The sequence below is a fragment of the Blautia acetigignens genome, from assembly GCF_025566865.1.
Taxonomy (GTDB): Bacteria; Bacillota; Clostridia; order Lachnospirales; family Lachnospiraceae; genus Blautia_A; species Blautia_A acetigignens.
This window is the reverse complement of the sequence record NZ_JAOQJM010000018.1, coordinates 1157-20267: the sequence shown is the minus strand read 5'-3', so window position 1 is coordinate 20267 and position 19111 is coordinate 1157. Positions and strand designations below refer to the sequence as shown.

Here is a 19111-nt window from a genome sequence, read left to right as displayed (position 1 = left end):
TTAATTTTCCTCCGGGTGGATATCAAACAGCGCGTCCACAAAAGAATTCGCATCAAACTTCTGCAGATCGTCAATGCTCTCGCCCACTCCGATATACTTCACCGGAATATCCAGCTCAGACTGGATTGCAACTGCAATACCGCCCTTGGCTGTACCGTCCAGCTTGGTAAGAATGATTCCGGTTACATTTGCCACTTCCGCAAACTGTCTTGCCTGCACAAGCGCATTCTGTCCGGTAGTTCCATCCAGAACAACCAGAGTTTCCAGATAAGCCTCCGGGTACTCTTTTTCCAGAATACGGTAAATCTTGCGAAGCTCTTCCATCAGGTTCTTCTTATTATGAAGTCTTCCTGCAGTATCACAGATCAGAATATCCGCATTTCGTGCCTTGGCTGCTGCCACTGCATCATAAACAACAGATGCCGGATCTGCGCCGTCCTGGCCGCCGATGATTTCCACGCCTGCACGGTTTGCCCACTGAGTCAGCTGCTCCCCTGCTGCCGCACGGAAGGTATCCGCTGCGCCAAGAATGACTTTCTTGCCCTGATCCTTCAGCATGCCTGCAAGTTTTCCAACGGAAGTTGTTTTACCAACGCCGTTTACTCCAATCACAAGGATCACGGATTTGCGGTTCTCAAATTCATACTCGGTGCTGTCCACCGTCATTTGGTCCTTGATGGTATCAATGAGAAGCTCCTTGCACTCTCTTGGATCCTTGATATTGCGGATTTTCACCTGTTCCTTCAACCGCTCCAGAATCGCTGTGGTGGCATTGATTCCAATGTCTCCCATGATCAGGATCTCTTCCAGTTCCTCATAAAAATCATCGTCTATGGTAGAATAGCCTGTGAAAAGAGAATCAAATCCTGCCACAATGTTGTCCCTTGTTTTTGTCAAGCCGCTGACAAGTCTTTTAAAAAAGCCTTTCTTTTCCTCTGCCATTTGCTCTCCTCCTTTTACTGCGTAAGCTGGTTCTCTACTAAATCTACGGAAACCAGTGCAGATACGCCTTTCTCCTGCATGGTAATACCATAAAGCCGGTCTGCGGCATTCATAGTACCACGCCTATGTGTTATTATAATAAATTGGGTGTTCTTCGTCAACTTCTGAAGATAACCCGCAAAACGACCTACGTTGGAATCATCAAGAGCTGCCTCGATCTCGTCCAGAAGACAGAAGGGAGATGGCTTCAGGTTCTGGATGGCAAAAAGAAGGGCAATGGCAGTCAGCGCCTTCTCTCCACCGGAAAGCTGCATCATATTCTGGAGCTTTTTGCCCGGAGGCTGGGAAATAATACGGATTCCAGCTTCCAGAATGTCCACATCCTCCTCAAGCTCCAGAGTACCCTTTCCTCCGCCAAACAGCTCCTTAAATGCCTTGTCAAATTCCTTCTGGATATCCTGGAATTTCTCGGTAAACTGCCTGCGCATTCCCTCATCCAGCTCCTGGATAATGTTTTCCAGCTGGGCTTCTGCTGTTTTCAGATCCTCATACTGTCCGGAAAGGAACGCGTGACGCTCGGAAATTTCCTTATATTCTTCAATGGCATTTACATTTACATTTCCAAGCTTCCGGATCTCGTCCTTTACCTGGGCAATGTCCCGCTTCATGGCGTTCAGGTCTGTAAGCTCTTCCTTTTTGTACTGAAGGGCATTGTTTGGCGTGATTTCATATTCGTTCCACATATAGGAAATCTGGGCTTCCCTGTGCTCTTCCAGCTTCTCCATCTGGCTTTTCAGACGGTAGCACTCCTTATCCAGAAGGGAAATCTTGCCGGAAAGTTCATCACGCTTTTCGAAAAAGGCTTTGTGACTGGTGTTCTTCTCATCCTTTACAGCCTGCCAGCTCTCCAACTGGGCTCTCGCCTTCGTCTCCTCTTCCCCTAAAGTTTTGATCACAGCTTCCAGGTCTTCCACAGACTGGCGCTTCTTCTGGTTCTCCTCGCTGCCAAGGGTAAGAGTCTCATGAATATCCCCTTCCTCCTGACGAAGAGCCTCCATCTCATGATTCAGACGATCCAGAGTCTCAGATGCAAAGCTTTCTTTCTGCTGTGCGGTGCTGGCTTCCAGACGAAGGGATTCCAGTTTCTTTGAAACCTCCTGCTCCTCTGTTTTCCACTCTTCCAATTCTTTCTGCCTGGTCTGGATAAAAGCTTCCAGCTCTTTTTCATCCTGCTCGGAAGCCTTCAATTCTTCTGCAATTTTATTGTGGTCTGCCTTGGCCTCCTCGATCTGGCGGCGGATCTCCATCTGTTCTCTCTGGATCTCGCCATAGCCAGCCTGGATTTCCTTTGTCTTGGCTTCCACCTGGTTCATATTCATTTTCGCAGTGTTCTGGGCAACGTACTGCTGGCGCAGCTTTTCCTGCAGATCTGCGATGGTATCACGGATTACATTGCGCTTGCTTCTGTTGTCATTGATGGATTTCTGCATGTCATCCATGTCTTTTTTCAATGCTTTGACGCTGGATTCCAGTTCCTCAATCTCACGGCGGCGTCCCAGAAGGTTGCTGTTGTTCTTAAAAGAACCACCAGACATGGAACCGCCTGGATTGAAGGATTCTCCCTCTACCGTTACCATGCGCAGGCTGTGCCTGTATTTTCTTGCAATGGCAATGGCGTGGTCAATATGATCCACCACCAGAACTCTTCCCAGAAGATAGGTTGCAAGACCAGTGTATTCCGGCCCTGTTGACACCAGTTCACTGGCAAGGCCAATCACTCCCGGCTCTCTCAGCGCTTCTCTCTGGGTAAAACTGCTCTTGGTATTAATACTATTTAAAGGAAGGAACGTAGCGCGTCCGAAACGGTTCTTTTTCAGAAACTCGATCATCTGCTTGGCAGTCTGCTCGTTGTCTGTGACAATGTTCTGGATGCTTCCTCCAAGAGCTGTCTCAATCGCAATCTCGTATTCCTTATTTACCTGAATCAGATCCGCCACAACACCTTTGATTCCAGGTGCACGGTCCTTCTGCTCCATGACGCGGCGGATACTGTTTCCGTATCCATCATACCGCTCTGTAATATTCTTTAAAGATTCCAGTCTGGATGCTTCCCGGTGATAGGCACTCTGGCCGATCTCCATCTGGCTGTTCTGCTGCTTTAATTCACTGGTCAGCTTATGTACTTCATCATCCAGGCGCTGGCACTCTGCATTCATTTCTTCAATAAGAGAGGTGATTCCCTGGAATTTCTCCCGGGCCTTCTCCATCTCGGTGTGCTGCTCTGCCTCTTCAGTTTTCAAATGAAGCTGTCTCTGGCTGATTCCGGCTCTTCGGATATCGATCTGCTCCATCATGGTATCGAAACGCTGGGCTTTTCCTCTTGTGGTGGCACGGGAATTGAGAAGTTCAATGATCTCATTCTTGCCGTTCTCCACTGCCTGGGTGCACTCTTCAATCTGCGCCTGAATATTGGAAAGGCGCTCCTCCTCATCTCCCTGGCGCTTCTTTGCCTGAAGAAGGGCTGCATGGAGCTGGGATTTCTCCTGCTCCTGGCTCTCTAAAGAAGTCTGGCGCTCCTTTAAATCTGCTTCAATGGTCTGCAGACGATTCTTGTAGTGCTCTTCATTTTGCACGCCTGCAAGGATCTGCTCTCTTAAAACCTTAATCTCGCCATCCAGCTGCTGCCTGCGGATTGCCTTATTCTGGGTATCCTCACGAAGCTGGTCCATCTGGCTGGTAAGCTTCTCCAGTTCTTCTTCCAGACGGTCGTACTCCACCTTGGTCTGGTCGTAGGCTTTCTGGTTCTCTTCCAGTTCTTCTGCCGCCCGGGTGTTCTTTCCGTCCAGTTCCTTCAGTTCCTGGCTGGTTTTCTCGTTTTCCACAAGGAAACAGTTTACATCCAGTTCCCGGAGGGTATCTCGTTTGGCAAGATAAATTCTGGCAGTCTCAGACTGGCGCTCCAATGGACCTAACTGTCTGGTCAGCTCGCTTAAAATATCGGTTACACGCACCAGGTTGGCCTGCTCGTCCTGCAGCTTCTTGATGGTGGTATTCTTGCGGCGCTTAAACTTTACGATTCCGGCAGCCTCATCAAACAGCTCCCGGCGCTCCTCCGGCTTGCCGCTTAGGATCTTGTCGATCTGCCCCTGACCGATAATGGAATAGCCTTCTTTTCCAATACCGGTGTCATAAAACATCTCATTGATGTCCTTCAGACGACAGGCACTTCCGTTGATCAGGTACTCGCTTTCCCCGGAACGGTAAAGCCGCCTGGTAACTGTGACTTCGTTAAAATCAACCGGAAGCTTGTGATCGCTGTTGTCAAGGGTGATGGCCACAGAGGCAAAGCTTAAGGGCTTTCTGGTCTCTGTTCCGGAAAAAATAACGTCCTGCATGTTCCCGCCTCGCAGCTGCTTGGCACTCTGCTCGCCAAGAACCCAGCGGACCGCATCGCCTACGTTGCTTTTTCCGCTTCCGTTAGGTCCTACGATTCCGGTAATTCCGTTATGAAATTCGAAATTGATTTTCTGTGCAAAGGACTTAAACCCCTGCACTTCAATGTTTTTTAAATACATGTATTCGAATCCTTGTCATTATTGTTATAGGAAATCCGCTTTTATGCTTTCATTTTGCGGATTGCCTGATAAGCAGCTTCCTGCTCGGCAGCTTTCTTGGTATGGCCAACGCCTGTCCCCATCACCTGGCCGCTGACCAGAACATCCACAGTAAAGCTCTTGTTGTGATCCGGTCCTTCCTCTTTCATAAGGCGGTACTCCACAAGATGGGTTCCCTTCTCCTGTACGATTTCCTGCAGGATGGTCTTGCTATCATAAAAGAGCTGCTTGTTCTCAAGATCGTTCAGGATAAATTTCAGAACGAACTCCTTTGCGCTAGCAAAACCACCGTCCAGATAAATAGCTCCAAGCAGAGCCTCTGTTGCATCGGAAACGATAGAGTCACGGTTTCTTCCGCCAGTCATATCCTCACCTTTGCCAAGAAGCAGGTACTGGGGCAGTCCAAAATCCCTTGCACAGTAAGCAAGACTTGGCTCACATACCAGGCTGGCTCTCTTCTTGGTCAGCTCTCCTTCCGGGATCTGGATGTATTTCTTATAAAGGAAATCACTGCTGATCAGTTCAAGAACTGCATCTCCAAGAAACTCCAGACGCTCGTTGCAGCCTACCTTGCCAAGCTTCTTCTCATTTGCATAGGAGCTGTGTGTCAGCGCCAGAATCAGAAGATTCCTGTTCTTAAACTCATAACCGATCCGTGCTTCCAATGCTTTTAACTTTTTTTCCATAATTAACTTCCTTCCCTCTGGCAATCCGAATATGTTCTGATGCAGTGCTGTCTGGAAAACTCAAAAAAGTTTCCAGCAGCCACTTCCTTACTATCTCACAGCAGGTCTTTGCTGTAAAATTGATGTCAGAAAAAAATCATGTATCATATTCAGGCTGCCAGTATCTCTTTACTTTCTGCCTTATGCACTGCGCACTGGCAGCATATAAAGCTTTTATGCCTCTTCTTTTGGTGTCTCTGCTTTTTGTGTTTCTTCTACCATGTGCGCTGCGATCTTCTCGTTGATCTTCTGCTGTCTGAACTGTACGCACTGGAAAATGGCGTGGCGGATTTCTACAGCCTTGGCACTGCCGTGTGTCTTCACAACCAGTCCCTTTAGTCCCAGAAGCGGAGCTCCGCCGTACTCGCTTGCGTCAAATGCCTTCATGGTCTCCTTGATGGCCGGCTTCACCAGAAGTGCACCTACTTTGCTGCGGGTATCCTTCATAAGACCGCTCTTGATCATCTTCATGAAAGTACTTCCAAGTCCCTCATACAACTTCAGGATCACATTTCCCACAAAGGCCTCGCAGACAATTACATCTGCATAACCAGCTGGAATATCCCTTGCCTCAATGCTTCCGATGAAATTGATTCCCGGACACTCTTTCAGAAGAGGGAATGTCTCCTTTACAAGGGCGTTGCCTTTCTCTTCCTCTGCGCCGTTATTTACAATGGCTACCCGGGGATTCTTGATTCCCACAACGTCTTCCATGTAGATAGATCCCATCTTGGCAAACTGCACCAGATGGTCTGGTCTTGCATCTACATTGGCGCCGCAGTCGATCAGAAGAGAAACGCCTTTCTCTGTGGGAATCAGCGGTGCCAAAGGCGGACGCTGCACGCCCTTGCTTCTGCCTACGATCACCTGGCCGCCTACCAGAATCGCTCCTGAGCTTCCGGAGGAAACAAAAGCATCTGCTTCCTGCTTCTTCACAAGGTTCAGGCCTACCACAATGGAAGAATCCTTCTTCTTACGGATTGCAACCACCGGAGGTTCTGCAGTCTCGATCACCTCTGTGGCATTTACCACCTGAATTCTTTCTTTGGGGTAATTCTGAAATTTACTCAGCTCACTCTCAATTACTTCCTGCTTACCAGTGAGGATCACTACAATATCATCTCTCTCTGTAACAGCTTCTACAGCTGCCTTCACAGGCTCTGCCGGGGCGTTATCCCCGCCCATGGCATCTACTACTACTCTAACTGTCTCTGCCATATTCTTCTCCTCTTGGATTTCAGTTACTGCATCTTTTCCAGGCAGCAACATCTCTTCAACACTGTACTTCATTAATGTGAAAATATCCATTATAATCGGGACACGCAAAATCACAGGATCTTACACTATCCCGAATAATACTATTCTACTGTACTGCCCCCGGTAAGTCAATGCCAAACTTTGGATTACTCTTCACTTCGTGACTTGACTGAGCGGGCTAACTTGGTTATACTCACTTCGGGAGCAGATAGGTGCCGGTGTGCCTCCTGGTCTTCAAAACCAGTGTGGGGCGCTAATCCCGTCCCGGATGGGTTCGATTCCCATATGTTCCCGCCAAATAAAAATGCAAAAAAGCATTCACAAAGATCTTCTGTATGTCACACAACACATTTTTGTTATTATAACTGCGCTGTCTTTTCACAATATAAAATTAAATATATTCCAAACTAACGACAACAGCTGAAAATTATATACGAGTTATTAATATTCGTTCCCCATTTGTCATCCTGGTAATTCTGTCCCTGTCAAAGCCTTCCAGCAGCGTGATTGCACATTTTCTGGATATCCCCAGCTGATCACGAAATTCTCCGGTTTTGATCACGCCCTTTTCCTTATATAATGTAGCCGCCATATCCAATGCTTTCTTTCGAATATCCCGATGCATATAATGTTTCTCATCATATCGCACCAGCACGCCGCTTCGCACCATTTTGAAAAAAACAGCTGAAAATTCTTTCTCCCTGGAAAAATCGGACTTCACCTCATCTGTCAAAGGCGGGATAAAACCCGAATTTAAATATAGATTCTGAATTTTGATAAATATGGGCGTACTTTCCAATTCATTCTCTTTGTTTTTGTTAATATTGTTATCATTTAGATCGTAATTTTTCCCGGCAGTTTCTATACTGTTTGTTTTATTGATTTGTGCCGGAACAAGCTTTGCTCCATTCCCGGACATCTCTTTACTCAAATCGGTGTCAGAACTTGTTTGAAAACGACGTTCTGCTTCCAGCTTTCGCCTTCTCTTCCGTTTCACCGCATTTGGATTTTCCACCACGCCTCCGCCGATAGTTTCCACCGGCGAATAAAACCGAATCACAAAATGATCACCAGCTTTCATCGCAGTCTGCTGTTCCATGCGAAGCTGCACCACAGCTTCTTCCCCTGTTTTCATCACTTCTCTGTCAAGCAAAATCACCTTGCAGATCAATTCTGCCGCTCCGTGGTACAAATGTACCCTCGCGCCGCTTTTTAAAGACCGATGTCCGCTTTTCAACAATCTCAGTTTGACATCCGCCATCATCGTGCTCTCCATGCTATCTGCGGCCGCCAGGATTTCTCCTCTGGAAATCTCCTCTTTCCCAATTCCTGCCAAATTCACCGCCACACGCTGTCCCGGAAAAGCACGGCTTACATTCTGCCCATGAACCTGGATTCCTCGAACTTTCACCAGATGGGCCTTTGGATACAACATGGCGCTTGAATCCATATCCAGTGCCCCATCCAATAACGTCCCCGTCACAATCGTGCCAAAACCCTTTAAGGAGAACACACGGTCAATTGGAAGTCGAAAACTGTTCACAGAAGCATTTCTCTGCGCATAATCTCCTCCTTGCGTCTCTTCCAGACACTTCTGCCACAGAATTCGCCGAAGGTCCTCAATCCCTCTTCCGTCCACTGCACTGGTCACTACCACTGCCGCTTTCTCCAGAAAAGTTCCCACCACGAACATCTGAATTTCTTCTCTCAGTCCCGGCTTCCATTCCAGATCTCCCTTGGTAATCACCACTACGCCTCTTCGAATTCCCAGCAATGAAAGAATATCCAGATGTTCCCGTGTCTGAGGCATCACCCCTTCATCCGCCGCAATCACCATCATGGCAATGTGGATTCCGCCAGCTCCTGCCAGCATATTTTTTATAAATTTCTCATGTCCCGGCACATCAATGATCCCGGCCTCTTCCCCATCAGGAAGCTTCAAAAAGGCAAATCCATTCTCAATGGTAATCCCCCGCTTTTTCTCCTCCGCAAGCCGATCCGTATCTGTCCCTGTCAAGGCCTTCACCAGCCAGGTTTTCCCATGATCAATATGCCCCGCCGTGCCGATTATAATATGTCTTTTCATACTGCTCAACTTCCATAATAAAAATGGTCCCATGGTATCAACTATCTCAAATAATGATACCATGAAACCAAATTTCGCTCAAATATTATATTATGATATCAGGGGCAAAAGATTAAAAAGCCGTTCATGCTTGCATGATAAGGCGTTTGAACTTGGCCCCCTAACATCATATTATTCTACCGTCACCGACTTCGCCAGGTTTCTCGGCTTATCCACATCCAGACCTTTGGCAACGCTGACATAGTATCCCATCAGCTGCAGCGGCACAATCGCAAGGCTGGTTGTAAAGTATTTCTCTGTTTTCGGAACATAGACTGAGAAATCAGCAGTATCCTCAATGCTGTAGTTGCCGTAGCTGGTCAGTCCCATCAGATAAGCTCCACGGCTCTTAACCTCAACCATGTTGCTCAGAGTTTTCTCAAACAGATCCTTCTGGGTCATGACGCCGATTACCAGAGTACCATCCTCCACAAGGCTGATGGTTCCATGCTTCAGCTCGCCAGCTGCATACGCCTCAGAATGAATGTAGCTGATCTCCTTCATTTTCAGGCTTCCCTCCATGCTGATCGCATAGTCGATGCCTCTTCCAATAAAGAAAATATCATGGGCATTTGCATATTTACTTGCAAACCACTGAATACGCTCTTTGTCATCCAGCACCTTGCTGATCTTATCCGGCAGTGTCTCCATCTCAGCAAGAAGCTCAGACACACAGCTCTCCTCCAGTTTTCCCTGGACAAAAGCACTCTGGATAGACAGCAGATACATAGCGATCAGCTGTGTGCTATATGCCTTGGTAGTCGCAACGGAAATCTCCGGTCCTGCATAAGTATACAGCGTATAATCGCTCTCTCTTGCAATGCTGGAGCCAACCACATTGACAACGCTAAGTACCGGCACATTTCTCTCCTTGGCAAGGCGAAGAGCAGCCAGACTGTCTGCAGTCTCACCGGACTGGGAAATGATCACAACCATGGAATCCTCTGCCAGGATTGGATTGCGGTAACGGAACTCAGAAGCCACATCCACCTCAACCGGAATTCCTGCCATGGACTCGATCACATATTTGCCAACCATTCCAACGTGATAAGCGGAACCGCAGGCAACAATGTAAATTCTCTTAAGAGAAGCCAGCTTCTCATCGGTAAGGCCTGTCTCAGACAGATCCACATGTCCGTCTTTCACATAAGCACCAATAGTATCCTGAACTGCCTTCGGCTGCTCATGGATCTCTTTGAGCATAAAGTGCTCATATCCGCCTTTTTCTGCTGCTGCCGCATCCCACTGGATCTCCACAACATCCTTCTGGATCTCCTCGCGGTCGATATTATAGAAATGGATCTCATCACGGGAAAGCTCTGCAATCTCAAGATTGCCAATATAATAAACTCTTCTTGTCTGATCCAGAATAGCCGGAACATCCGATGCGATCAGGCATCCGGAATCCTTCTGGCCAATGATCAGCGGACTATCCTTACGGGCAGCAAACAGTTTGCCCGGATAATCCTTAAACATCACGCCAAAAGCATAGGAACCGCGGATACGCAGCATGGCTCTGGAAATTGCCTCCAGAGGCGTTCCTGTTTTCTTATAGTAATAATCTACCAGCTTCACAGCCACTTCTGTATCGGTCTGTGAATAAAATGTATAGCCGGAACGAAGGAGCTTCGCCTTCAATTCCTGATAGTTCTCAATAATTCCATTATGAACAAGAACCACAGATCTGTCATCTGTGCAGTGAGGATGGGCATTGGTCTCAGAAGGCTCCCCGTGAGTTGCCCAGCGGGTATGTCCAATACCGCAGGTACCCGGCACAGCGGAACCGCCGTCCGTCTTTTCCACCAGAGTTTTCAGGCGTCCTTTGGCCTTCACAATGGCGATCTTGTCTGTCACTTCATTGCGCACCGCAATACCTGCTGAGTCATAGCCTCTGTACTCCAGCTTGGAAAGTCCCATCAGCAAAATCGGTGCCGCCTGCTCATCTCCTACATAACCTACAATTCCACACATAAATTTTTTCCCTCCAGTAAAATCTCCTCTAAAAACTTATAATCGGAGTAAGTATAACACAAAATGGAGAAATTAGAAAATATTTTTTTCCTTACTTCCTGTCTTCCTCTTCTTTCTCCTGTCCCGCAGTCTTCTGCCATGCTTCAACCCCTTCTGTATTTTCCTTCTGGAAAAGGATTTTAAAGGTCAGCATAAGAAGCTTCACATCCAGTTTCAGAGAATAGGTTTCGATATAAGTAAGATCCAGTTTCAATTTATCATATGGCGTTGTATTATATTTGCCATAAACCTGGGCATAGCCGGTAAGTCCGGCTTTTACCTTCAGACGATAGTCAAACTCCGGAATTTTCTCACAGTAAACAGCCGCGATCTCCGGCCGCTCCGGTCTTGGGCCAACCAGAGACATATCCCCTTTGAGAATATTAAAGATCTGCGGCAGTTCATCAAAATGAATGCGCCGAATGATTTTGCCCACAGGGGTAATTCTGTCATCCTCTTTTTTCGCCAGCTGTGCCCCTTTGACCTCAGAATCCATCTTCATGCTGCGGAATTTCAGAATCATAAAAATCTGTTTATCCCTGGTAAGACGAGGCTGCTTATAAAGCACAGGGCCACCATCATAAAGCTTAATCGCAAGCGCGATCACCAGCATAAATGGAGATGCGATCACCAGCATCAGCAAAGAAAATACAATATCCACAAGACGCTTGCAAAACAGCTGCTCTGCCGTCAGTCTCAAATTACGGGAAAGAAGAAGTGTTGTGTCAAATAAGTGGATATCATCTGCATTTCTAAGCATAATATCGGAAAGCTTGGGAATAGAATAACACCGGATATCCTTCTCAAAGCAATATTTCAAAAGCACATTTCGCTCATGGGACGGGATATCCCCTATTACTACAGCCTTATATCCGCAAATCTTCTCCTTAATCGCATCAAGTCCCAGGGAAATGGGAACCATTTCCTTAATTGCATATTTGTCCTCTCTGGTTTCCAGTTTGCTTCGCAGGTCACCTGGATTATGCTCGCCGTAAACCATCAGCATTTGTCTGGGCGGATACAGCCGGGTGTACACAAACCGCATGCCAACGACCCAGATCACCACGATTATAAGATCAATCCCCGTCATAGCCAGCATTGGAGTGAGATGCTCCCCCAGTCTCCAGCGTCCGATCAGGCACAGCTGCAAATACGTAATAAAATTCACGCATACTACAGACAGGATCTGGGAATAAATCACCTCAAATACTCTCAGATATCCAACCTTAAAGCCGCCATAGATTTTATAGAAGAAATACAGCATCAGCACATACAAACCGATCACCACCTGATTTCCTCTGACAAAAAGCCTGCCGATCACCTCTTTGGACAAATAAAAATTATACCAAATATAAGCAAACAGCGCTGTCTCGATAGCAACAATCACTACCGATGACAAAAACATAATAATTCTCTTGTATCGTTCGCGATTTTCCATTTTTTCCTCCGGTAAGTATTAGAGCCTGTCTGAAAAAACATGCTCCAGCCAAATCATCTGACTTTTAATTCTTTCACAGCCTCATAGCTGGCTCTGTCGCCAATATCATAGCGTTTTCCCGGCATATTCCACGCATACACATCGGTGTTCCTGCTAAGCCAGGCAGCAAAGCTTCCCGGCGCATCAGGCTTGCAGCCCGCATCAAGAGCTTCCGAAAGTCTTGCCGCGTCCTTTGCAAGATAGCAGTAAAATGGAGGCACTGCAAGATTTCCCTTTGGCACCTGCGGCTTCTCTTCATAAGAAAGAATTTTGTCATTTTCATCTTTCACAATGATGGCAGTCCTCTGCTGCTTCTTCAGGTCGTTTTCCTCATGGCACATGACGCAGGACGCCTGTTTTTCCCGCATGAAGGACAGAAAACCTGAGAAAGAGAAATTCACCAGATTGTCTCCTGCCACCACCAGAATATCATCCTGAATCTGCAAAGTCTCTACTGCAAACAAAATATCCTTCACAGCCCCAAGGCGGTTCTCATTGTCTGTGGAGCCATCATCCAGCACTCTGATCGGCCTGGTAAATTTCTGCTCTGCTGCCCAGCTTTCAAAATGGTTGATAAATTTGTGATTGCTGATCACCACAAACTCCGTCACCTCCGGAATCTGGTCAATGTCCTCCAGAAGCCAGTTCAAAAGGGGCTTCTCTCCAACCGGCAGCAATGGCTTCGGAAAATTTTCAGTAAGAGGATACAGCCTTGTGGCATATCCTGCTGCTAATACAATACAAATCATTTTTCTTCTCGCTTTCTTCCTATTTACTATGGGCATATTTAAAAAATCATTTCTGCAATGTCCCACAAATTGTGACACACATCTTACAGAAAATCTTTTTCAGGCATACTCAAAATTTTCATATCTATTTCATGACAACTCCATCTGCACTTTCACAGATATAAGCAGAATATTTTCCTTCCAGCTTCGGGAATGCGGACAAATATTCCTTTGTCACCTGTTGAACGATTTCTTCCTCATAATCCGGGTCGATCAGCGCCATACAGCAGCCTTTAAATCCGGCACCGCTGAATCTGCCGCCATAGATTCCCTTCGTCCGATTCATAATCTCATACATTGTGCGCAGCTCATCGGAACCGCTCTCATATAGATGGATGGAAGAATGACCGCTCTGGGATATCAGCTGGCCAAAGGTCTCAATATCGCCTTCTCTCCACGCTTTTACCCCGGCCTCCACACGGGCGGATTCCCCATAAAAATGCTCCGCACGCTTTCTGAAATTCTCCGGCAGACGGTCCTTATACTGCTCAAATACCTCTGATGGCACCTGTCTCAGCACAGCATCCGCATACTTTCCATACTCCATGCCCGAAAAAGCCATAAGATCATAAGCCGCAGACTTACACTCATCCACACGCAAATTGTATCCGGATCCAGCCAGTGTCCGCTCTACACCTGAAAAGAAAATGGCAATTTTGTAGGGCTTCATAGCACCGCTGGCGGAAATCCGCTCATAGCTGTCATCTGCTGTATCTAAATAAAGAAGGTGATCTTTCCTGCAGTACACCTCACAGGACTGATCCAGTTTTCCGGAGGAGACGCCCACATATTCATTTTCCGCACGCTTGGCAATGGAAATGACATCCAGATCAGACAACTGAATCTGGTTCACTCTGCAAAGCACACTGAGAAAGGAGAGAAACCATGCAGAAAATTGATTTAAAAAATAAGACCGTTTTTGTAACAGGATCCGCCGGCTTCATCGGCAGCAACCTGGTACTGGAGCTTTTGAGAACCCAGTCCCCTATCAACATTGTGGGACTGGACAACATGAACCACTATTACGATGTTTCCATCAAAGAGTGGAGACTTTCTGAAATTGAGAAATGCGCAGCAGAACATCCGGAGTCTACTTACCAGTTTTACAAAGGCGACCTTGCTGACAAAGCAATGATCGATCAGATTTTCGCAAAGCACAAGCCTGCAGTTGTAGTAAACCTTGGTGCTCAAGCTGGCGTCCGCTATTCCATCACAAACCCGGACGCCTATATCCAATCCAACATGATCGGTTTCTACAATATCCTGGAAGCCTGCCGTCATTCTTATGACAACGGCGAAACCGGTGTGGAGCATCTGGTATATGCCTCCTCCTCTTCCGTATACGGAACCAACAAAAAAGTTCCTTATTCCACAGATGATAAGGTAGACAACCCGGTATCTCTGTATGCCGCAACCAAAAAATCCAACGAGCTGATGGCCCACGCCTACTCCAAGCTCTATAACATTCCGTCTACAGGACTTCGTTTCTTTACTGTTTACGGGCCTGCCGGAAGACCGGACATGGCATACTTCGGCTTCACCAACAAGCTTCTGAAAGGCCAGACCATCCAGATCTTCAACTATGGAAACTGCAAGCGCGACTTCACTTATGTAGACGATATCGTAGAAGGCGTCAAGAGAGTTATGCAGGGCGCACCAGAAAAGAAAAACGGCGAGGACGGCCTTCCCATCCCACCATACGCCGTATACAACATCGGCAACAACAGCCCGGAAAACCTTCTGGACTTCGTGGACATCCTTCAGCAGGAACTGATCCGCGCAGAAGTCCTCCCCGCTGACTACGACTTCGAGTCCCACAAAGAATTAGTCCCCATGCAGCCCGGCGATGTCCCCATCACCTACGCAGATACCACCGCTCTGGAGCGAGACTTCGGTTTCAAACCAAGCACCAGCTTAAGAGATGGATTGAGGAAGTTTGCGGAGTGGTATAAGGTATTTTATAAAATTTAATGCAGAAGATGACGAACGCCCCGGCAGGGTTTCCTGCCGGGGCGACATTATGTATTATGGTTCAAGCCATAACATTGATACAGCACATTTAGCATTTTCTTTTTAACTCGATTTATTTCATTTTAACTTTGCAATGTTAAAAGGTAAGTTTTTGAGTTATTTCTCTTCCTACCTTTCGATCACTATATTTTGGCACCAACCACTTTCTCCACCCGTTCTGCACATAGTTCCCAAACATCCTCTATTCTAATATCTGTAGATTCATCCAATTCACATCCCATAAAATCTTCAGAATACCATTCATAATCTTTCTTTATATTGTATTTGTCTTCCAGCAATTCAGAAATTTCAGATTCTGTTACTATCCCATTCTCGACCAGCCTTAACATCAATCCGTAAGAAATCGTCTCCGAAAAAACAGATGAGATAAGCAAATCACACCAGACTCTAGTTACGTTTATTTCTTTTTCGTCCATTTTATAAAGCTCAGATTTTTGCTTTGCTTTTTGCAATAATAACAGATTCCTAATCTGATTCTCTGTTTTGTCATCTTTACTTATATCAATTTTATTCTCTTCAATCAAAGACTTTACAAGTGAAATTCTTTTCTCTTTCTTCAATTGCAATTCCTGTATACGCAAATACGCTTCATTTGTACGAGCCACACACCGATCCAGCATTTCTGTGTCATTTCAGAAAACCCAAATATCTGATATACCGTGTTTCCTAAACAGTATCATCAACTGGTAGTATATCACTTTTTCAAGGCATTTCTTTTTAAATGCCAAGTAATCTCCGGAATATGCTTTATTTATCTAAATACCATTGTTCCATGAACCATAACGTTCAGGAAGATCGCGCCAAGGTGCCCCACTACGGGCAAGCCATACAATTCCATTCATAATAATACGATTGTCTTTCCTTGGACGCCCTTGTTTTCCAGTATTTTCAGGAGGCAATAAAGGCTCAATGCGAAGCCATTCTTCATCAGTTAACTCATATCGTCTTAACATAGTGAACCCCCCTTTTTCTTTATTTTATCATGAAAAAGGGAAATAAAACATGCGTTTTGTGCAATTTTTATTTTTCAGACACGCTCTAGAATGTAAGGCAACGATGGGAAAAAGATGTGAAAGTATGTCTTGAGAACCTGTCGTATTACTGGAATAATATGACAATTATGAAGCTGCATAGATATGCAAAACCGCCTATACTCAGCTAGTTTGGAACTGAGTATAGGCGGTTTTTATACCGTTTTCAATATTCAGATTTTACCTTGTACTAAAGCAATAATACGCCCAATAAAACAGCAATCAATACTACCATAATAACTCCATAAAAAACTATCATTTTTTTACTGCAAGTCTTATGGTTAATAAAAAACATAATTAATCCCAGGAATAAGCAAATAACAATACCTAGCGACAAATTCATAACTGCTACATACTTTGTATTTGCAAATGATTTCCCCAGATTACTAAAATTAACCGTAATCAGAGAAAAAACGGATACGAATATTCCCATAAGAGTCAATATATTCGCATATATATGATTTATCTTTTCATCCAAATCATTATTCGCATCCTTTATCTTCTCCATACGTTTCTCATATTCATCCTTATATTCCGCCATACCTCTATACTGGTCTTCATCATTAAAAGATGCGTTCTGCTGCTGATCATATGTATGTTCAGGTACATCACTTAATTGCTCAAAAAATATCTGGGCGATTTTATCACCTTTCTTCACTTTGATCGTATCAGAAGTAATATTCTGAACACGCAGATAAATATAAGTTTCATGTCCTGGGAAATAGTGTGGTCCGGACACCCATAATCCCTGCCTTATTCTGGAATTCTTCTCTCCAATTCTTCCCATTAAATCCTTAGGCATGTGGATTTTCTCTTCCATTTTGACAAAAATCACTTCATTCGGATGCAAAACATAAGAATCAGCTAGTTCATCCTGCGCAACAATCCCTAATATATGTAAATCGTATGACACTGCATTTACACAGGATTCATCATAGCATCCATCACAGAATATCTCAGACTGACGATTTTTAATGTCTTTATCAACTAATATCATAATTCTTCGCCTCTCTTCTAGATGGATATTATTATAGCACAGAATGTGCAAAATTCAATTCAGATTTTTTTACAATCTGCTATTTTTTGAGTGTTACTTTTTCAGGAAGTTAAGGTTATTATTTTGCGTATATCGCTCCAACGATTTTTCCACGAAGACCGCAGGGCAGCAGTTTGCACAGCAGACTGAGGAACTTGTACTGCGCTCCCGCCACACATATCGGCTTGCACTTCTTCTCTGCGATTTTTGCAATGTATGCACCAATTACTTCTGGGCTGGCACCGTTCTGCTCATCCTTTTCCATCTGGCTGACGCTTCGGGAAATACGACCGCAGTACTCTTTATCGCCAACGATCACCTTCTGCCGTGCCTGCGTGAAACCAGTGTGGATATCTCCCAGTTCAACCGTCGTCACCTGAATGCCGTAAGGCTTCACTTCGTTATCCAAGGCGCATGAATAGGAAGAAATCGCCGACTTACTGGCGGAGTAGAATGCCTGGAACGGAATGTGTGCAGCTGCCGCTACAGAGCTAATATTGATAATATGCCCTTTTCTGGCTTCCCGCATGAACGGCAAGACCGCCTTGTTCACATTGACTGTTCCGAAGAAGTTCACATCAAACTGTGCCTTTGCCTGGTCAAGTGGCGTAAACTCCACTGCACCGGAGATTCCGAATCCTGCGCAGTTGACCACGACATCAATTCCACCTGCTTCTGATATAATTTTCTCGACCGCTTTCTGGACAGCATCTTCATCTGTCACATCCACGCTGATGTGTTTTATTCCGTCCTGCGGCGCATCTCGGCGGCTGAACTCATAGACTGCAAACCCGGCATTCCTTAATGCAGCCGCCGTACAGCGTCCGATGCCGGAGCTGCCTCCTGTTACAAGGGCTGTCTTCATTTTCTGTCCTCCGTATTTTCTTCTTTTTTGTATCTTTTCTTCTATTATACCTATGGCTTGAACACATCGCAATCATATAACAGAAAAAAGCCCGCCAGCGTACCATGTAAGAGTTACATAGTGCGCGGGGGGGCGAGGGTGTTTGCTTATAGTTTTTCAGCTATGACTTTACAACGCTTTTTGCAGAACGCAATTCCATACGCAAGAATATTATTTCGTCCGTCCTCACGCAGTTCTGTATCGTATCTGCGATCCTTGATTTGTTCCATTGCTCTTTCACAGGCCTTATCAAGATCATTCATGGAATATGCATATTTTAATTCTATCACGATTCCCACATCAGGATTCTTGGGCTTAAGCAGAATATCCGCAAATCCATCACCGGACTCTTTGTTTGATTTAACTGCCCATCCGGAATAGTTTTTCAGAATACCGATTAAAATGCCATGGTAGAAGTTTTCCTTATCTTCGTTTCTGGCTTTCGTATCCAAAACGCTGATCGTCTCGCCAAGAAACATTGTCAGTTCCCGCTGAATATCATCGGTCTTTCCGTGGATCTCACACGACTAAAGTCACGTGCTCCTCAGTCGCTTTAAGCGACAAGGCTAAATATCGGCGGATACGCCTGTAACTTAGGATATGCGCAGTCATGCGCTTTTCCATGCCAGATATGGCAGGTTCCCACACCACAGGTAGTCCGCTGTATATCTGCCTGTGTTTATGCTGCTCTTAAAAGTTCCATTTCTAAAAATAATTCTCCTAAGTCCACATATACACATGAGATCCTACGCTTTACTGAAGGGACTTTTGCCTCCAGTAAAGACCTTTCCGTTGCCGGAAGGGGTTTTAAAAGTTCTCTGATAAAATATCTTGCACCGATATTATACGATGCTGACAGATCACAGTTATATCTTTTTCCTGTCTGGAATATACAGAGGCTGTGGTTTTCCGGGTCACGGGATACTCTTCCGGAGCCATCGTATGCAAGCCTGCTTGTATTCCATGCGCAGACTCTGGATACCCGCATCCCTTTTCTATGTGCCTGATGTTCACAGCGTTTCTGGATATCCCGTTTTCTCCACAGATGCAGTTTCTGTTTTTTCTTTCCGGATATCTTCCCCTGCATTTCCAGATATTCGAATACGATCACATCTGCATGGTTTTCCTCTGCATATCTTACGATCGCACCTGCGATCTTCTTTCCCAGCTC

15 protein-coding genes, 1 tRNA gene and 1 pseudogene are annotated in these 19111 nt (G+C 45.6%); 2 read left to right on the top strand and 15 right to left on the bottom strand.

The genetic code is table 11. From position 1 onward, the window contains the following. The 4 genes from ftsY to plsX form a co-directional block, all read right to left on the bottom strand. Window positions 1-942 carry a signal recognition particle-docking protein FtsY gene (gene ftsY / locus OCV70_RS16225; protein WP_021925988.1) on the bottom strand — a complete coding sequence of 314 codons (942 nt, stop codon included), beginning with the start codon at window positions 940-942 and terminating at the stop codon, window positions 1-3. Window positions 943-956: 14 nt separating this feature from the next. Further along, window positions 957-4517, bottom strand: a complete 3561-nt coding sequence (gene smc / locus OCV70_RS16220; RefSeq protein WP_262579880.1) for a chromosome segregation protein SMC — start codon at window positions 4515-4517, stop codon at window positions 957-959. A gap of 41 nt (window positions 4518-4558) precedes the next feature. Continuing rightward, complete coding sequence (gene rnc, locus OCV70_RS16215; protein ID WP_021925990.1) at window positions 4559-5242, bottom strand: ribonuclease III; 684 nt, start codon at window positions 5240-5242, stop codon at window positions 4559-4561. Between the two features lie 213 nt (window positions 5243-5455). Next, window positions 5456-6499, bottom strand: coding sequence for a phosphate acyltransferase PlsX (plsX, locus tag OCV70_RS16210; RefSeq protein ID WP_021925991.1), 1044 nt, complete (start codon window positions 6497-6499; stop codon window positions 5456-5458). Window positions 6500-6738: 239 nt separating this feature from the next. Between plsX and OCV70_RS16205 the strand changes: the two genes are divergently transcribed. Next, a tRNA-Sec gene (locus tag OCV70_RS16205) sits at window positions 6739-6835 on the top strand. A 130-nt stretch (window positions 6836-6965) separates the two neighbouring features. Here the strand turns inward: OCV70_RS16205 and selB are convergent. The 5 genes from selB to OCV70_RS16180 form a co-directional block, all read right to left on the bottom strand. Continuing rightward, window positions 6966-8624: a selenocysteine-specific translation elongation factor gene (gene selB, locus OCV70_RS16200; protein WP_262579879.1), complete on the bottom strand. Its 1659-nt coding sequence runs from the start codon at window positions 8622-8624 to the stop codon at window positions 6966-6968. Window positions 8625-8795: 171 nt separating this feature from the next. Next, window positions 8796-10634: a glutamine--fructose-6-phosphate transaminase (isomerizing) gene (glmS, locus tag OCV70_RS16195; protein ID WP_117852039.1), complete on the bottom strand. Its 1839-nt coding sequence runs from the start codon at window positions 10632-10634 to the stop codon at window positions 8796-8798. Window positions 10635-10725: 91 nt separating this feature from the next. Continuing rightward, window positions 10726-12111, bottom strand: a complete 1386-nt coding sequence (locus OCV70_RS16190) for an exopolysaccharide biosynthesis polyprenyl glycosylphosphotransferase (RefSeq protein WP_117852044.1) — start codon at window positions 12109-12111, stop codon at window positions 10726-10728. 53 nt (window positions 12112-12164) lie between these two features. Further along, window positions 12165-12899 (bottom strand): nucleotidyltransferase family protein, encoded by a 735-nt coding sequence (locus OCV70_RS16185; protein WP_262579878.1) that lies wholly within the window; start codon window positions 12897-12899, stop codon window positions 12165-12167. A gap of 124 nt (window positions 12900-13023) precedes the next feature. Then, on the bottom strand, window positions 13024-13791 hold the full coding sequence (locus tag OCV70_RS16180; RefSeq protein ID WP_262579877.1) for a hypothetical protein: 768 nt from the start codon (window positions 13789-13791) through the stop codon (window positions 13024-13026). A 32-nt stretch (window positions 13792-13823) separates the two neighbouring features. Here OCV70_RS16180 and OCV70_RS16175 point away from each other — a divergent pair, with 32 nt between their 5' ends. Further along, window positions 13824-14909 (top strand): GDP-mannose 4,6-dehydratase, encoded by a 1086-nt coding sequence (locus tag OCV70_RS16175; protein ID WP_021925998.1) that lies wholly within the window; start codon window positions 13824-13826, stop codon window positions 14907-14909. 182 nt (window positions 14910-15091) lie between these two features. Here OCV70_RS16175 and OCV70_RS16170 read toward each other — a convergent pair whose 3' ends face one another. The 6 genes and pseudogenes from OCV70_RS16170 to OCV70_RS16145 form a co-directional block, all read right to left on the bottom strand. Next, window positions 15092-15529 (bottom strand): hypothetical protein, encoded by a 438-nt coding sequence (locus tag OCV70_RS16170; RefSeq protein WP_117852053.1) that lies wholly within the window; start codon window positions 15527-15529, stop codon window positions 15092-15094. A gap of 210 nt (window positions 15530-15739) precedes the next feature. Further along, a pseudogene (locus OCV70_RS16165) lies at window positions 15740-15922 on the bottom strand (transposase); the annotation flags it as partial. A 268-nt stretch (window positions 15923-16190) separates the two neighbouring features. Then, window positions 16191-16997 (bottom strand): dCTP deaminase, encoded by an 807-nt coding sequence (locus OCV70_RS16160; RefSeq protein WP_021925884.1) that lies wholly within the window; start codon window positions 16995-16997, stop codon window positions 16191-16193. Window positions 16998-17115: 118 nt separating this feature from the next. Further along, window positions 17116-17901: an SDR family oxidoreductase gene (locus OCV70_RS16155; RefSeq protein WP_021925883.1), complete on the bottom strand. Its 786-nt coding sequence runs from the start codon at window positions 17899-17901 to the stop codon at window positions 17116-17118. A gap of 146 nt (window positions 17902-18047) precedes the next feature. After that, window positions 18048-18419: a PD-(D/E)XK nuclease domain-containing protein gene (locus OCV70_RS16150; protein ID WP_021925882.1), complete on the bottom strand. Its 372-nt coding sequence runs from the start codon at window positions 18417-18419 to the stop codon at window positions 18048-18050. Window positions 18420-18619: 200 nt separating this feature from the next. After that, window positions 18620-19111 (bottom strand): IS200/IS605 family accessory protein TnpB-related protein (locus OCV70_RS16145; RefSeq protein ID WP_262579876.1); only part of this gene is annotated, 492 nt, incomplete at its 5' end.

What these genes read in the sequence shown, in the direction of transcription:
- ftsY (WP_021925988.1), bottom strand. Translation starts at nt 942, where the DNA reads ATGGCAGAGGAAAAGAAAGGCTTTTTTAAAAGACTTGTCAGCGGCTTG.
- smc (WP_262579880.1), bottom strand. Translation starts at nt 4,517, where the DNA reads ATGTATTTAAAAAACATTGAAGTGCAGGGGTTTAAGTCCTTTGCACAG.
- rnc (WP_021925990.1), bottom strand. Translation starts at nt 5,242, where the DNA reads ATGGAAAAAAAGTTAAAAGCATTGGAAGCACGGATCGGTTATGAGTTT.
- plsX (WP_021925991.1), bottom strand. Translation starts at nt 6,499, where the DNA reads ATGGCAGAGACAGTTAGAGTAGTAGTAGATGCCATGGGCGGGGATAAC.
- selB (WP_262579879.1), bottom strand. Translation starts at nt 8,624, where the DNA reads ATGAAAAGACATATTATAATCGGCACGGCGGGGCATATTGATCATGGG.
- glmS (WP_117852039.1), bottom strand. Translation starts at nt 10,634, where the DNA reads ATGTGTGGAATTGTAGGTTATGTAGGAGATGAGCAGGCGGCACCGATT.
- OCV70_RS16190 (WP_117852044.1), bottom strand. Translation starts at nt 12,111, where the DNA reads ATGGAAAATCGCGAACGATACAAGAGAATTATTATGTTTTTGTCATCG.
- OCV70_RS16185 (WP_262579878.1), bottom strand. Translation starts at nt 12,899, where the DNA reads ATGATTTGTATTGTATTAGCAGCAGGATATGCCACAAGGCTGTATCCT.
- OCV70_RS16175 (WP_021925998.1), top strand. Translation starts at nt 13,824, where the DNA reads ATGCAGAAAATTGATTTAAAAAATAAGACCGTTTTTGTAACAGGATCC.
- OCV70_RS16160 (WP_021925884.1), bottom strand. Translation starts at nt 16,997, where the DNA reads ATGATATTAGTTGATAAAGACATTAAAAATCGTCAGTCTGAGATATTC.
- OCV70_RS16155 (WP_021925883.1), bottom strand. Translation starts at nt 17,901, where the DNA reads ATGAAGACAGCCCTTGTAACAGGAGGCAGCTCCGGCATCGGACGCTGT.
- OCV70_RS16150 (WP_021925882.1), bottom strand. Translation starts at nt 18,419, where the DNA reads ATGTTTCTTGGCGAGACGATCAGCGTTTTGGATACGAAAGCCAGAAAC.